The organism is Streptomyces sp. Ac-502 (assembly GCF_045222935.1).
GTDB lineage: Bacteria > Actinomycetota > Actinomycetes > Streptomycetales > Streptomycetaceae > Streptomyces > Streptomyces monomycini.
Window position 1 is genome coordinate 8171801 of the sequence record NZ_JBHFFO010000001.1, and the last position, 14772, is coordinate 8186572.

Sequence of the window (14772 nt, forward strand, 5' to 3'; positions counted from 1 at the left end):
AATGGCTCACGCTCACAAGCGTTCCAGCAAGAAGCGGCTCGTCACCGCGATAACCGCCGTGGTCGCCGCGACCGGTATCGCCACGGTCACCGCGGTCACCGCGGGCGCTTCGCCCGCCGAGGGCAAGATCTACGGCGCCGAGGCCAAGGGCGCCGTCAGCGGCAGCTACATCGTCATGCTGAAGAACTCGGTGCGCAGCGCCGGAGTGCAGGCCGAACAGAACAAGGACCTGGCCGGCAAGTACGGCGGCGAGGTCAAGCGGACGTACTCCGCCGCGCTGAACGGGTTCTCCGCCACCGGCCTCAGCGCCGAGGAGGCCCGTCGCCTGGCCGCCGACCCGGCCGTCGACAAGGTCGTGCAGAACAAGAAGTTCCACATCGACGGCACCCAGGACAACCCGCCGTCGTGGGGTCTGGACCGTATCGACCAGGCCGACACCCAGGGCGACAAGAAGTACACCTACCCCGACAGCGCGGGTGAGGGCGTCACCGCGTACGTCATCGACACCGGTGTGCGCACCACGCACCAGGACTTCGAGGGCCGCGCCTCCTCCGGCTTCGACGCGATCGACGGCGACAACGACGCCACCGACGGCAACGGCCACGGCACCCACGTAGCGGGCACCATCGCCGGCAAGGCGCACGGCGTCGCCAAGAAGGCGAAGATCGTGGCAGTCCGGGTGCTGGACGACCAGGGCTCCGGCTCCACCGAGCAGGTCGTCGCGGGCATCGACTGGGTGACCAAGAACCACAAGGGCCCCTCGGTGGCGAACATGTCGCTGGGCGGCGGCGCCGACGAGGCGCTGGACACCGCGGTCCAGAAGGCGGTCGCCTCCGGTGTCACCTTCGCCGTGGCGGCGGGCAACGAGTCCACCGACGCGGGCCAGGGCTCCCCGGCGCGGGTCAAGGAGGCCATCACGGTCGCCTCCAGCACCAACACCGACGAGCAGTCCGACTTCTCCAACTTCGGCAGCGCGGTGGACCTCTACGCGCCCGGTTCGGACATCACCTCGGCCTGGAACGACAGCGACCAGGGCACCAAGACCATCTCCGGTACGTCCATGGCCACCCCGCACGTCGCGGGCGCCGCCGCGGTCTACCTGAGCGGTCACCAGGACGCCAAGCCGGACGCGGTCGCCACCGCGCTGACCGACGGCGCCACGCCCGACAAGATCAAGAACCCGAGCGAGGGCACGCCCAACAAGCTGCTGAAGGTCGGCGAGAAGTAACCTCACCGCCCGTTCGGCTCCGGACGCCGGCCGTCGCGCTCGCCCCCACGGGGCACGACGGCCGACGTCGTGCCGTCCCTGGCCGAAAACGTTTCAGCCGCAGGACTGCCGCAAGCGCGCGCACCGTCTCACCCGCAGTACCGCCGCGCCGTCGACTCCCGCTGCGGCGCCTCCAGCAGACGCAGCCGGCTCTCCACCTCCCGCGGCAGCGGGCGCCGTTCCCGCAGCACCCACGGCAGACCGCCGGCGGCCTCGGCGAACGCCCGTACGGACACCGCGTCCCGCGGCACCGTCGAGGCCAGTACGCGCGTCCGGCGTACGGCGGCGGGCAGCGGCCTGCGCAGCCAGGTGAACCACAGGGTGTTGCGGATGCCCTGGCGCCGGCGCAGGGTCGCGTCGCGGTGCGGCGACGCCCGGTGGTGGACGGTGAGCCGGTCGGCGTACGCCAGCCACCAGCCGTCGGCCGCGAGGTCGGCGGCGAGCAGCTCCTCCTCACCGCCCAGCACCAGCCGGGGCGAGAAGCCGCCCGCCGCCCGGAAGGCGTCGGCGCGCAGCACCGTGGCCGCCGCGAGGAACGAGCCGAGCGCCGGGCCCGGCAGCCAGGAAGGGGCGGGCAGCGGGGAGTGCCGCAGCTCCTGGACGATCGGGTCCTCGACGGGCTCGCCCGGGCCGGCCCCGGGCGAGGCGCCCGCCTCCGGGGCGTCCGGGTGCGGGTGGACCATGATGCGCGCGGTCACCGCGCCGAGCCGCCCGTACGCGTCCAGCAGATCGGCGGCCCCGGCCAGGGCGCCGGGCTCCCACCACGAGTCGTCGTCGCAGAACGCGAGGTACGGCGTGGTCGCCACCCGCGCGGCCAGATTGCGGCCCACCGCCCCGGCGTTGTGCTCCAGCGGGATGAGCCGCGGCGCGAGGGGGTGGCGGCGTACGGCGGACGCGCTGCCGTCCGTGGAACCGTTGTCCACCACGACGACGGGCGGCTTCTCCGGCAGTTCGGCGAGCCGGTCGAGGGTGTGCAGCAGGTCGTCGCTGCGGTTGCGGGTGATGACGATGACGGTGGTGCGCGGATCGGTCACGGGAGGTGTCCTCGGGTCGGTGCGGTCAGGCCCGGCACCGGCGTTGCGGTGCGGGGGCGCGGAGCGTTCGTCCGGCGGGCCGGTGCGCTGCGGGTACTGCGGGACGCCCCCGGACGCGGCTCGCGCCCCCGAACACGGCCCCCGCTCACGACGTCACCTCCAGCATCCGCACCCGGCGTTCCACCAGCCCCGGCAGCGGCCGCCGCCGTGCCAGCGCGGCCGGCAGGCGGCGTACCGCCTCGTTCAGGGCCAGGCGCGCCTCCGGGTCCGTACGGCCGTCCAGCGCCAGCCGCAGCGTGTGCGCGAGGGCGTGCCGGAGCGGGCGGCGCAGCCAGGCGGTGAGCAGGGCGTTGCGGCGTACACGGGCGGTGCGACCGGGGCGGGGGCGCCGCCCGCGCCGTCGGGTTCGTGCCGGGCGACGAGGGCGGGACAGTAGGCGACGCCCCAGCCGCGCGCTTCGAGGTCCATGGCCAGCAGGGTTTCCTCGGCGCCGAAGTGGAGTACGGGGTGGTAGCCGCCGGTTTCCAGGAAGGCGTCCCGGCGGGCGACGGCCGCGCAGCCCAGGAAGCCGAGGACGGACGGTCCGGGCAGGTCGGGTTCGCGGCCGAGGGGGAGGCGGCGAGGACCGCGTTGAGCGGGTCGGCGGCGGCGTCCGTACCGACGAGGGTGCTGGCGGCGGCCAGTCCCAGCCGGGGGTGTGCCGCGAACACCTCGGCGGCGCGGGCGAGCGCGCCGGGTTCCCACCAGGAGTCGTCGTCGCTGAACGCGACGAGCGGGGTGTCGAGGGCGGCGGCGCCGTACGTACGGCCGACCGCGCCGAGGTTGCGGCCGGGGGTGAGGACCCGTACGGAGGGGAAGCGCGCGCGGACGGCGTCCGCGGTGCCGTCCGACGAGCCGTTGTCCACGACCACGACGGGCGGTTCCTCGGGCAGCCGCGTCACCCGTTCCAGCGTGCCGAGCAGCCGCTCGCGGCGGTTCCGGGTGATCACGACGATGCCCACGCGCGGGGCTTCGGGGGCGCGTCGGCCGTCCGGCACGGTGCGGGTGTCCGGCAGTCCTGCCGCGGGGGCGGTCACGACCGGTACCCCGGACCCGGCGCGGCGGCGCGGGCCGCCCGCCGGGCCAGCGCGGTCGTCGACCTGCCGTCCAGGTAGGGCAGGACGAGCGCCTGGCCGCCCCACTCGCGCAGGGTGGCCGCCTCCGGGAGCGCGTCCACGGAGTAGTCGCCGCCCTTGACCCACACGTCGGGCCGCAGCCGCCGCAGCAGTTCGACGGGGGAGTCCTCCTCGAAGACGGCGACGGCGTCGACGCTGCCCAGGCCGGCCAGCACGCGGGTGCGGTCCGCCGCCCGGGTCAGCGGCCGCCCCGGCCCCTTGAGGCGGGTGACGGACGCGTCGGAGTTGACGCAGACGATGAGGCAGTCACCGATCCGCCGGGCGCTCTCCAGCAGGCCGACGTGCCCGGCGTGCAGCAGGTCGAAGCAGCCGCCGGTGGCGACCACCGTTCCGCCCCTGGCCTGCACGGACCGGGCCAGCTCGAACGGGTCGGCGGGCCGCTCCGACGCCGGCCGGTCCGGCGGGGAGCGGTGCGCCACAGGGCGCGGTTGCCCGCGCCGCCCGCCGCCACGAAGGCGGCGGCCTCGGCGACGGCCCGCTGGACGGCCTCCTCGGGGAGCGCGCCGTCGGCCAGCGCGGCGGCCGCCGTGGCGGCGAAGCAGTCGCCCGCCCCGCAGGGGTCGCCGTCGGCCCGGTACGGCGCGGGCACCAGCATCGGCGAGTCACTGCCCGCCCTGGCCAGCAGCGCGCCGCGCACGCCGAGCGTCACCGCCACGGCCGCTGCCTGCCACTCGGCGGCCAGTTGGGCACCCCGTACGGCACACGCGCGCAGCGACCGGTCCTCGCCGGAGGTCAGGGCACGGGCCTCGGACGCGTTGGGCGTGACCAGCCGCGCGCCCGGTACGGGCGTACCGCCCTTGGGGTGCGGGTCCCACAGCAGCGGGACCCGGCGCGCCACGTCGGCGAGCAGGCCGTGGACCGCCGCCGCGGTGCCGCGCCCGTAGTCGGCGACGAGGACGGCGCGGGCCCCGGCGAGCGTCTCGCGCACCGCGGGGCCGGGCTCGCCCGGGTGGCCGCCACCGCTGTCGAACCGCACCAGGGGACGGCCGGAGGCCATCACCCGCGTCTTCTCGGGGAGCCGTCCTTCCAGGGGATCTCCACCAGGCGTACGGTCCCGCGCAGCGCGCGCCGTACCGCCTCGCTCGCCGGGTCCGGCCCCAACGTGGTCACCAGGACCACTTCGCGCCCGGAACGCGCGGCGAGCGCGGCGGCGAGGCCGGCGCCGCCCGGTCGGCTGCGGTCGTCGGTGACGTCCACGACGGGGGCGGGCGCGTCCGGCGCCAGGCGTGAGGCGTCGCCGTCGATGTCCCGGTCCAGGAGGACGTCGCCCACGACCACCAAGGGCTGACGGCCTGTCATGACCGCCTCCCGGGGGCGTCGTCACGGCGGGCGTTCACAGCGCGCCGTCCCGGTCCGCCACCGCGGCTTCCAGCGGAACGCCCGTCGTGGCCTGCGCGGTCCGGGGCGCGCCACCGACGGCGTCGAAGTGTTCGCACAGGATGTGCACCGCGATCAGGTGCGCCTCCTGGACCGTCGCGCTGCTGGGGGAGTCCACACACACCGCTTCGTCGGCGGCGTCGGCCAGCGGGTTGGGCCGGGGGCCGGTCAGCGCCCAGACCCGCAGTTCGGCGTCCCGCGCGGTCTCGGCGGCGGCCAGCAGGTTGTCGCTGCGGCCGGAGGTGGACAGCAGCAGGAGTACGTCGCCGGGGCGGCCGTGTGCGGCGACCTGCCGGGCGAAGACCTGGTCGAAGCCGTAGTCGTTGCCGATGGCGGTGACGCTGGAGGTCTCGGCGTGCAGCGAGATGGCGGAGTAGGCGGGGCGGTCCTGCTGGTAGCGGCCGACGAGTTCGGCCGTCAGGTGCTGGGCCTGGGCGGCGCTGCCGCCGTTGCCGGCGGCGAGCAGCCGGCCGCCGACGGGCAGCACGGTGCCGAGGTGGGTGCCCCACTCGGCCAGCCGGCGCAGGCTGTTCCGGCGCAGGGTGTGCACCGCGTCCTGGAGCGACTGGCAGTGGCGGTGTGCGGCGTCAAGGGGTTGGCTCATGGTCGTCGGGCTCCCGGGGCGCCGGTGGCGCTGGGGCCCGCACCTCCTTCGTACGTCTGCGGCGGGGGCAGGGCGTTGGACGGCGACGAGGGACAGTTCGAAGGACGGGGACGGGGACGGGGCGGGGCAGCCGCGGTGTCAGGCCGCTCGACGGCGACGGGGGTCGCGCGGACGGTGGTCACACCACCTCGGTGACGGCGACGGGCCGCGGACTCAGGACGCCGAGGTAGACGGCTTCGGTGCCGGCCGCGACCTGTTCCCAGCCGTACCGGGCCAGTACCCGGCGGCGGCCCGCGGCGCCGCAGGCGGCCCGTACCGCGCCGTCCAGGAGCAGTTCGCCGACGGCGCGGGCCAGCGCCGCCGGGTCGCGGGGCGGTACCAGCCGCCCGCAGTCCGGGTCGGCCACGGTGTCCAGCTGCCCGCCGACGGCGGTGGCCACGACGGGTGTGCCGCAGGCCATGGCCTCCAGCGGCACGATGCCGAACGGCTCGTAGTCCGCCGGGCACAGCACCACGTCGGCGGCGCGCAGCAACTGCGGTACGTCCTCGCACCGCACGCCGCCGGTGAAGCTCACCCGGTCCGCGACCCCGGCGGCACGGGCCAGTTCGCGCAGCCGCCGTACCTCGGGGTCCTGCTCCACCCGGTCCGCGGGCGGCCCGCCGGCGATGACGAGCCGGGCCTGCGGCAACCGGGCCAGCGCGGCGATGGACACCTCGGCGCCCTTGCGCGGGACGAGCCGTCCGAGCTGGAGGAGCAGCGGGCGCCGCGCGTCGTGGTCGGCGGCCGGTCCGTCGGGGGTGAAGCGCGCCGTGTCGACCCCGCACGGCACCACGTCGATCTTGCTCTCCGCGATGCCCATCCGGCCCAGTTCGGTGACCTCGTCCCGGCAGGTGGCGATCACCCGGTGGCAGCCCTCGCCGACCGCCGTCTCGTCGGCGACGCGGGAGCGCGGGCTGGTGTCGGAGTCCCGCTGGTGGCGCCGCTTGACGGTGCCCAGGGCGTGGTACGTGTGGGCCAGCGGCAGCCCCAGCGCGCGGGTCGCCCGCAGCGCGGCGAGGCCGGACATCCAGAAGTGGGAGTGGACCACGTCCGGCGCCCGTTCCCGCCACTGTGCGGCGAGGTGGTCGCCGAAGGCCGGCATGTACGGCAGCAGCGCGTCCTTGGGCACGTGCCGCGGCGGTCCGGCGGGGACGTGCCGGACCCGTACGCCGGGCCGCAGTACGACCTCGTCCGGCGGTTCGGGGAGTCGCGCCGGGTGTACACGGTCACCCGGTGCCCCCGGTCGGCCAGCGCGCCGGCCAGGCGCGCGACATGGACGTTCTGGCCGCCCGCGTCGACGCCGCCGAGGACCGCCAGCGGGCTGGCGTGCTCGGAGACGAGCGCGACGGACAGGCGTGGGACGGTGCCGGGCGAGGTCATGCGGACACCTCCGTGAGGACGCGCTCCCAGTCGTGCAGGAAGCGCTTGAGCCCGTACCGTTCCAGCGCCGCCTGGCGGGCCCGCGCGCCGTCCTCGGCCGCCGCGTCGGGGTCCTCCAGGTACGTCCGGGCGGCCTGGGCCAGGGTCTCGGGCCGGTTGGAGAGCGTGCCGGTGCCGGGCAGCACCGCTTCGGCGGCCTCGGTGGTGGCCAGGGCGACCACCGGCATGCCCAGATGCATGGCCTCCAGGAGCGACAGGCCGAGCGAGGTCCAGCGCACCGGGTGCAGGTAGAAGCGGCGCTGCGCCATCGCCTCGTGCAGTTCGGCCTGCGGGAGGTCGGCCGTGCGGCAGCGGTCCGGGGGCAGGCCCAGGTGTGCGGCGAGCCCGTCGGTGCGCATGCCGAAGACGTCCAGCGGGGCGGCTTCGGCCAGTGCGGGCAGCAGGTCGGTGCCGACCGTACGGCCGCGGCGGACCGGCTCGTTGGTGACGACGGCGGCGCGCGCGAGCCGGCCGGTGTACTGATGGCCGGGGTCGACGATGCCGTGCTCGATCACTTCCGTACGGGTGCCGCCGCTGTCCCAGAACAGGCGGTTGAAGTGGGTGACGTGCACCAGGACCAGGTCGTCGCGGTCGGCGCACGGGTGGCGGGTGTGCGGCACGTCGCCGTCCGGCGCGTTGTGCTCCAGGTAGACGGCGGGCACGTCCCGGCCGGGACGGCGCCCGCCCAGCCAGCGTTCGGCCAGTTCGGCCTCGTGCGGCCGTTGCAGGACGACGAGGTCGACGGGGGCGTGCCGCAGCTCGGCGGGGGTCTTCTCGATCACCGAGTCGGGCCAGGAGAAGGTACGGGCCCGGCCCAGCCCGTCGGGTCCGCGGTCCGGGGTGACCGGCACCAGGTAGGTGTGCGGTCCCTGGACGAACGCAGTCGTCCAGGACCCGTGGACATGCCAGAGCAGAATGTTCATACAGTCGCACCTCGTTCGGTGTCGGTCGCGGTCCGGGAGGCCCGTGCGGCGGGCCGGGCGCCGTCCTCCGGCGGCTCCGGTGGCCGGCCGGGGCCGGTCAGCCGGGACACGGCCGCGAGCAGCGCGGTGTCGCTGACCGTGTCGAGACAGGGATGGCCGGGCACCGGGCACCGCCGGGCACGGCTGCCCGCGCACGGCGCCTCCTGGTCGCCGAGCAGGACGTGCGGCACCCCGTACGGCGCCCACAGCCGCGCGGGGACCACCGGCGCGAACAGGCAGACGACCGGCGTCCCCACGGCCGCGGCCAGGTGCGCGGGCCCGGTGTTGCCGACGACCACCGCCCGCGCGCGGGCCAGCACCCCGGCGAGCTGGTAGGCGTCGGTGCGCCCGCCGAGGTCCAGTGCGTGGCCGCCCGCGACGGCGGCGGTCAGCTCCCGTTCACCGGGGCCGCCGGTGACGATCACCCGGTGCCCCGCCGCGCTCAGCGCGCCCGCCGCCCGCGTCGCCCGCGCCGCGCTCCAGGCGCGGGCCGGCACGGCGGCGCCCGGGTGCAGCACCACGTACGGGTCGCCGCCGGTCAGCGGCGTGGTGTCGGGCGGCGGGAGGACGCCCAGGGCGCCGTCGTCGTCCGGCGGCAGGGCGAACCCGGCGTCCCGCGCGAGGTCCAGCGCGGCCTCCGCCTCGTGCCGCTCCGGCTTGCGGTGGTGCCGCAGGTCCAGGAGGGCGCCGGGATAGTCCACGCTGTCCGCCGCGATCCAGCCGATCCCGGCCAGCTTGAGCAGCAGCGCGGCGGGCAGCGGGCTCTGGTGGTACGACACGAGCACCAGCGCCCGGTCGAACCGGCCCGCCGCGAGGGTGTCCACCAGCGCCTCCGTGACCTGCCGGTCCACCGGCGCGGGCCGCAGGCCCACCCACGGCGCGTCGTGCACGATCACCTCGTCCACGCCGGGCAGCAGCCGCGCCGCGCGCTCGCCCAACGGGCCGCACAGCAGCGCCGTGTACGAGGAGCCCGCCGCCACGGCGCGTACCGCCGGACCGGCCAGCAGCACGTCGCCCGCACTGTCCAGCCGCACGACGAGGGTGCGCGGAGCCGTGCTCATACGGCGCCCTCCCTGCCACCCGGGCCGCACAACAACAGGCGTACGGCGCCGGGCAGATCACGGGCGTACTCCGGCGCCGCCGCGACCTCCTCCGCGCGCGTCACCGGCGTCGGCACGAGCACTCCGCGCGCGCCGGCGGCCCGCGCCGCGTCCACGTCCGCGCCGATGTCGCCGACCATGGCGGTACGCGCGGGAGAGACCCCGAGGAACGCGCAGGCCGCGAGGACCAGTCCGGGAGCGGGCTTGCGGCAGCCGCAGCCGTCCTCGGGCCCGTGCGGGCACACCGCCCAGACGTCGAACGGCCCGAGCCGGTCCTCGACCTCCTGCCGTACGGCCGCGACCTGCGCGCCGCTCAGCAGGCCGCGCGCGACGCCGGACTGGTTGCTCACCACGCCCACCGCGAGGCCGCGAGCCCGTACGGCGTCCACTGCCGCGCGCGCTCCGGGCATCGGCTCCACCAGCGCCGGGTCGCCGTTGTACGGCACGTCGGCCACCAGCGTCCCGTCCCGGTCGAAGAGCACCGCTTCCAACGCGCCTGTGGCGCCGGTCGGTGGCGAGCCTGCGGGCACCGGTACCGGCACCCGCGCCGGGACACTCCGCCCCGGCGCGTACAGCCACAGGCGCCCGCACTCCTCGTGGTCCGCCGCGCGAACAGCCACAGCCGTGGCCCCTTGATCTCTGGCCGCGCCCACGGGTTACACCCGCTCCGGAACCGGCCGCGGCTCGGCCAGCGGCACGGCGGGCGCGGGCCGGACACTCAGCGGCGCCACCCGGCGGTGCCGCACCAGCCCGCGCAGCCAGTGCCCGGCGGCGGCCGCCGGGATGAGCGCGCTGGTCACCGCCATCGTGACCACCTCGTCCCGGGTACGGGGCCCGGGCGCGATCCGGGCCCACGCGAACTCCGCCGTCCCGGCCAGCCACGCCCCGGCGAGTGCCAGTGCCGCCCGGCGCCGTCCGGCCGCGGCGCAGCCCAGCGAGGCCCCGGCCGCCGCCGTCACCGCCAGGTGCCACGGCAGCCGGCCGCGCGGCGCGTCCGCGTGGTGCCACCAGTCCCGGCCGTGCTTACGGGTCATCAGGACGTCGTCGGCGTTGCCCGCCTGGAGCCGTACGGAGACCCAGCGGCCGGCCGGCCGCACCGGATGCGTGGTGCGGCGGGTGCCGGCCGCCAGCGACCAGCCGGCCGCCAGGACCCGCAGCGCCAGGTCGGCGTCCTCCCGGAAGGCGCGCCGGAACCGCTCGTCGAAGCCGCCCACGGACTCCAGCGCGTCCCGCCGGTACGCCATGTCCGCGGTGATCCACTTGGCGGTGGCCAGCCCGGCCGTGTTGCGCTCCCAGTCGGTGGACCGGCGCTCCGGGGGCACCGGTACGGCGATGCGCGCGGTGATCCCGGCCGTACGCGGTGACGCGGCGGCGAGATCGGCCGCCAGGTCCGTACCCCAGGTGGGTCCTGGCACCACGTCGTCGTCGAGGAAGACCACCCACGGTGTCGCGTCCGCCGCCCGCCAGCCGGTGTTGCGGGCCGCCGCCGGCCCGCGTGCGCAGCCCGGCACGGTCTTCGTCCGGTCCCGCAGCCCCTCGGGGATCTCGACCGGCAGCGGCGTGCAGTCGTCCAGCGGCCGGTCGTCCACCAGCACCACCTGGAGCGGCGGCGGACCCTCGGCCTCGGCCAGCGCCCGCAGGCACGCTGTCAGGCTGGGCCGCCCGAGTGTGGGGATCACCACCGTGTGGTCGGCGGCGGTCGGCGAGGTCATCGGACCGCCCCCTCACCGCTGCCCGCGACCGGCGCCTGCACGGGCCGCGCCAGCCGGTCGTACGAGGCGGGCGCCACCTCCTCCTCGATCCCGGCCGGGAAGGACAGCACCTCGGCGCGATGCGCCGACCGGTTCCCGGCGGCGAAGAACGCGTCCCGCCGTACCGCGAACGGCCCGATGGCCAGCAGGTCGACGGGCGTGGAACCGAAGCACTCCAGCGCGTCCCGCGGGTCGTCGACCATCGGGCGGCCCGCGGTGTTCAGGCTCGTGTTGACGACGACGGGCAGCCCGGTCAGCCGCTCGAACTCGGCCAGCATCCGGGCCACCAGCGGCTCGTCGTCCCGGTCCACGGTCTGGATGCGGGCGGTGCCGTCCACGTGCACCACGGCCGGGATGCGCTCTCGCCACTCCTTGGCCACGTCGTGCACGAACAGCATGTACGGGCTGGGCAGCTGCCCGTCGAAGATCCGGCCCGCCCGGTCGGCCAGCACCATCGGCGCGACCGGCCGGAACTGCTCACGGCCCTTGACGTCGTTCAGCCGCTCCAGGTTGGCCGAGTGGCCGGGGTGCGCCATCAGGGAGCGGTGGCCGAGTGCCCGCGGCCCGTACTCCGAACGCCCCTGGAACCAGGCCACGACGGCGTTCTCCGCCAGCGCCTCGGCGACGGTCGCGGCGATGTCGGCGGGCCGCTCGAAGGGCACGGCGGCGGTCCGCAGCCACGCCTCCAGCTCGGTGTCGGACCAGCCGCGGCCGAGGTCGGCGCCGGGCATCGGCGCGGGCTCCTCGCCGCCCTGGGCGCTCAGCAGCAGCGCGCCGCCGAGCGCGGTCCCGGCGTCACCGGCGGCGGGCTGCACCCACACCCGGTCGAACGGCCCCTCGCGCGCGATCCGGGCGTTGGCCACGCAGTTCAGCGCCACCCCGCCGGCCAGCGTCAGCACACTGTCGTGCGTGCGGCCGTGCAGCCAGCGGGCCAGGTCCAACAGCGTCTCCTCCAGGACGAGCTGGGCGCTGGCCGCGAGGTCGGCGTGTGCCTGGCTCCACGGCTCGTCCGGGCTGCGCGGCACACACAGGTCGCTCCACGGCACGTGCGCGGCGTGGAAGCCGCCGTCGCCGGTGGGATACACGTAGCGGCGCAGCTCGGGCAGCATCCGCGGGGTGCCGTACGAGGCGAGCGCCATCACCTTGAACTCGTCGCAGGAGCGCAGGAATCCGAGGTGCGCGGTCAGCTCCTCGTAGACCAGGCCGAGCGAGTGCGGCAACTCCTGCCCGTGCAGCGGCTCCAGCTTGCCCTGGACGCGCTGCGCGGCGAGGTGCGAGGTCGACTCGCCGCGGCCGTCGAGGACGAGCACCGAGGAGTTGTCGGCGTCCGGCGCGCCGAACGCGGCGGAGGCGGCGTGTGCCATGTGGTGCGGGACGTAGCGGACCCGCTGCGGGTCGAGGCCCGGCAGCGCGGTCTTGAGGAATCCGGGGGCCTCGCGCGCGTACGTCAGGCGCAGATGGTCCCAGGGGTCGTCCAGGCCCATCTGGTCGGCGGGCCGGGCCAGTCGGGGGTCGAAGGAGTACGCCACCGCGTCCAGGTCCTCGGGGCGCAGGCCGGCCGTGGCCAGGCACCAGGCGGCGGCCTGGTCGGGCGTCTCCCAGGCGGAGAAGGGCACCGGCCGCTTGCCGTGTTTACGTCGGGAGAAGCGTTCCTCTTCGGCGGCGGCCACGGTCTGCCCGTCGACGACGAGGGCGGCGGCGGGATCGTGGAAGAGCGCGTTGATGCCGAGAATGCGCATGGGGTTTCGCTGGCCTTTCGTCGGGATGGACGGCGTCCGGCCCGCCGCCCGGTCTCGGCCGGGACGGCCGCACGCCGCGGGCTGCGGCCGGGACGGCCGCACGCCGCGGGCTCCGGTCCCGGGGCGGCCGGAACCGGAGGCGGTGTCAGGCCCCTTGCCGCTTGCGGAACCACGCGACGGTGCGCGCCAGGCCGTCCCGTGGCGCCACCTCGGGCTCCCACTGGAGCTTGCCGCGGGCCATCGTGATGTCGGGGCAGCGGACCGCGGGGTCGTCGGTGGGCCGCTCGATGTACCGGACCGGGGAGCGGGAGCCGGCCAGTTCGGTGATCAGGTGGGCGAGTTCGAGCATGGTGATCTCGACCGGGTTGCCCAGGTTGACCGGCCCGCGCAGGTCGGAGGCGGCCGCCGCGAGGATGCCGCGGACGGTGTCGTCCACATGGCACAGGGAGCGGGTCTGCAGCCCGTCGCCGGTGACGGTGAGCGGCTCCCCGGCCAGCGCCTGCCGGATGAACGTCGGCACGGCGCGGCCGTCGTGGCCCCGCATCCGCGGCCCGTAGGTGTTGAACAGGCGCACGATGCCGGTGTCGGTGCCGTGGGTGTTCGCCTCGGCCGTGGTCAGCGCTTCCCCGAAACGTTTCGCCTCGTCGTACACGCTCCGCGGACCGACCGGGTTGACGTTGCCCCAGTAGGTCTCGCTCTGCGGATGCTGCTGCGGGTCGCCGTAGACCTCGGAGGTCGAGGCGAGGACGAACCGTGCCCCGTGCGTCCGCGCCACGGCGAGCGCGTTGCGGGTACCGAGGCTGCCGGTGTCCAGCGTGTGCAGGGGCAGCCGCAGGTAGTCGGCGGGGGAGGCCGGGGAGGCGAAGTGCAGGACGAGATCCACTTCGTGCCCGATCCGGAACGGCTCGGTGACGTCGGCCTCCACGAACGTGAACCCGGGTATCCCCCGCAACGGGGCGATGTTCTCCGGTGTTCCGGTGCTCAGGTCGTCGACGCAGGTGACGCGGGCGCCCTGGGCCAGCAGTGCGGTGCACAGGTGGGAACCGACGAAACCCGCGCCGCCGGTCACCACGGCGTGTTTCCAGTTCCGGGAAAGAGCGGCGTTCATGGGACTCCCTCGACTAGGGGTTTGCCCCGAATCGGGTGCCTCGTCTGCTTCAGGGGAAACGTCACGCTAGGCGACGCTGCGCCCCTTCATGGCATGCCTTATGGTGAAAAGTCGCTCTCTCGCCGACCCCCTGTGACCCACCGGTCGCCTCCGGGCCGCGAGCCCCCACCGCCCCGGCGGCACCGCCTACGGAGACGGGCACCTCCCGGGCACACCCCGGCAGCGACTACCGCCCCACAGTCACCCGTACGGCCGGGCCAGGCACCGCAGCAGCCCGTCGAGCAGCCCGCCACGGTCCGCACGGACCGTGTACCGCGCCGCCCGGGCCCGGCCCCGCTCCGACAGACACCAGGCCAGCAGCCGGTCCAACTCGGCCGCGCCCGCCCGCTCACAGCGCAGTACCGCGGGCCAGCCCAGCGCCGCCGCCTGGGCGCTCACCTTCGCGCCGCCCTCGACGGGATCCACGGCGAGCGCCGGGGTGCCTGCCCGCAGCGCCAGGACCAGGCCGTGCAGCCGGGTGGTCACCACCACGTCCAGCCGGGCCAGTACGGCGTGCAGTTCGTCCGGCGTCGCGGGCAGCCGCCAGTCGCGCGAGTCCAGGCGGGTGTCCATCGGCAGACGTGCCGCCTCGACCGTGCCCAGCCAGTCCGTCAGTACGTCGCCGATCTCGGTGTGCCGGCGGCGGGCACCGTACTCGTGCTGCCCGCCGGTCAGGACGACGCCGACGAGCGGCAGACCGGACGCCGTCGGAGCCCGCAGGCTCAGATCCCGCGCCCCGGCCGGCTGCCCGGCGGCGTCACGGGCCAGTACGTCGTCGAAGCGGGTCACCGCCGGATCGTCCGGATCGGGTACGGACACGCCGACAGCGACCCGGCGACACCCCGCGAACCGGTCGTGCAGCGCCAGCAGCGGACTCGGCCCGCCGTCCGGCGGGGGACGGGAGTGCACCGGGCCGCAGGCGAAGACGAGATCGGTGTACCGGGCGGGGTCGGCGCCGTCCAGATGCAGCGCGCCCGGCCGGAACACCGGCGACCAGGCCGTGTCGTACGCGATCCCGGCACCGTCCAGCGCGGCCTCCACCGCCTCGGCCGCGAGCATGTCGCCGGCCGTCACCTCGCCGTGCAGAAAGCTGAACCAGCCGGTGAGCAGGACCCGCGGGGGGCGGCCTCCGGTCACAGCGCCGCCCGCACGGAAGCC

At 75.9% G+C, this 14772-nt stretch carries 10 protein-coding genes and 3 pseudogenes; 1 reads left to right on the plus strand and 12 read right to left on the minus strand.

The features are described 5' to 3' along the window. Window position 1 precedes the first annotated feature (1 nt). Window positions 2-1228, plus strand: coding sequence for a S8 family peptidase (locus ACEXOX_RS37085; protein ID WP_406525189.1), 1227 nt, complete (start codon window positions 2-4; stop codon window positions 1226-1228). Window positions 1229-1356: 128 nt separating this feature from the next. Here ACEXOX_RS37085 and ACEXOX_RS37090 read toward each other — a convergent pair whose 3' ends face one another. From ACEXOX_RS37090 to ACEXOX_RS37145, 12 genes and pseudogenes are all read right to left on the minus strand, one after another. Further along, on the minus strand, window positions 1357-2301 hold the full coding sequence (locus tag ACEXOX_RS37090; RefSeq protein ID WP_406525190.1) for a glycosyltransferase family 2 protein: 945 nt from the start codon (window positions 2299-2301) through the stop codon (window positions 1357-1359). 145 nt (window positions 2302-2446) lie between these two features. After that, window positions 2447-3356, minus strand: a pseudogene (locus tag ACEXOX_RS37095) (glycosyltransferase family 2 protein). 17 nt (window positions 3357-3373) lie between these two features. Next, a pseudogene (rfaE2, locus tag ACEXOX_RS37100) lies at window positions 3374-4775 on the minus strand (D-glycero-beta-D-manno-heptose 1-phosphate adenylyltransferase). A 34-nt stretch (window positions 4776-4809) separates the two neighbouring features. Then, on the minus strand, window positions 4810-5457 hold the full coding sequence (locus ACEXOX_RS37105) for an SIS domain-containing protein (protein ID WP_406525191.1): 648 nt from the start codon (window positions 5455-5457) through the stop codon (window positions 4810-4812). A 178-nt stretch (window positions 5458-5635) separates the two neighbouring features. Beyond that, window positions 5636-6876 (minus strand): annotated as a pseudogene (locus ACEXOX_RS37110) (glycosyltransferase). After that, on the minus strand, window positions 6873-7838 hold the full coding sequence (locus tag ACEXOX_RS37115; protein WP_406525192.1) for a glycosyltransferase: 966 nt from the start codon (window positions 7836-7838) through the stop codon (window positions 6873-6875). The pseudogene ACEXOX_RS37110 and the gene ACEXOX_RS37115 overlap by 4 nt, the downstream one beginning before the upstream one ends. Then, a complete protein-coding gene (locus ACEXOX_RS37120) occupies window positions 7835-8938 on the minus strand; it encodes a glycosyltransferase family 9 protein (RefSeq protein WP_406525193.1) in 1104 nt (367 codons plus the stop codon). The genes ACEXOX_RS37115 and ACEXOX_RS37120 overlap by 4 nt, the downstream gene beginning before the upstream one ends. Next, window positions 8935-9597 carry an HAD-IIIA family hydrolase gene (locus ACEXOX_RS37125; protein WP_406525194.1) on the minus strand — a complete coding sequence of 221 codons (663 nt, stop codon included), beginning with the start codon at window positions 9595-9597 and terminating at the stop codon, window positions 8935-8937. Before ACEXOX_RS37125 ends, ACEXOX_RS37120 begins: the two co-directional genes overlap by 4 nt. Window positions 9598-9633: 36 nt before the next feature. Next, window positions 9634-10689 carry a glycosyltransferase family 2 protein gene (locus tag ACEXOX_RS37130; RefSeq protein ID WP_406525195.1) on the minus strand — a complete coding sequence of 352 codons (1056 nt, stop codon included), beginning with the start codon at window positions 10687-10689 and terminating at the stop codon, window positions 9634-9636. Then, window positions 10686-12467, minus strand: a complete 1782-nt coding sequence (locus ACEXOX_RS37135; protein WP_406525196.1) for a carbamoyltransferase — start codon at window positions 12465-12467, stop codon at window positions 10686-10688. Before ACEXOX_RS37135 ends, ACEXOX_RS37130 begins: the two co-directional genes overlap by 4 nt. 145 nt (window positions 12468-12612) lie before the next feature. After that, complete coding sequence (locus ACEXOX_RS37140) at window positions 12613-13575, minus strand: UDP-glucuronic acid decarboxylase family protein (RefSeq protein WP_406525197.1); 963 nt, start codon at window positions 13573-13575, stop codon at window positions 12613-12615. Window positions 13576-13815: 240 nt separating this feature from the next. Next, a complete protein-coding gene (locus tag ACEXOX_RS37145; RefSeq protein ID WP_406526586.1) occupies window positions 13816-14673 on the minus strand; it encodes a polysaccharide pyruvyl transferase family protein in 858 nt (285 codons plus the stop codon). Between the last annotated feature and the right edge of the window lie 99 nt (window positions 14674-14772).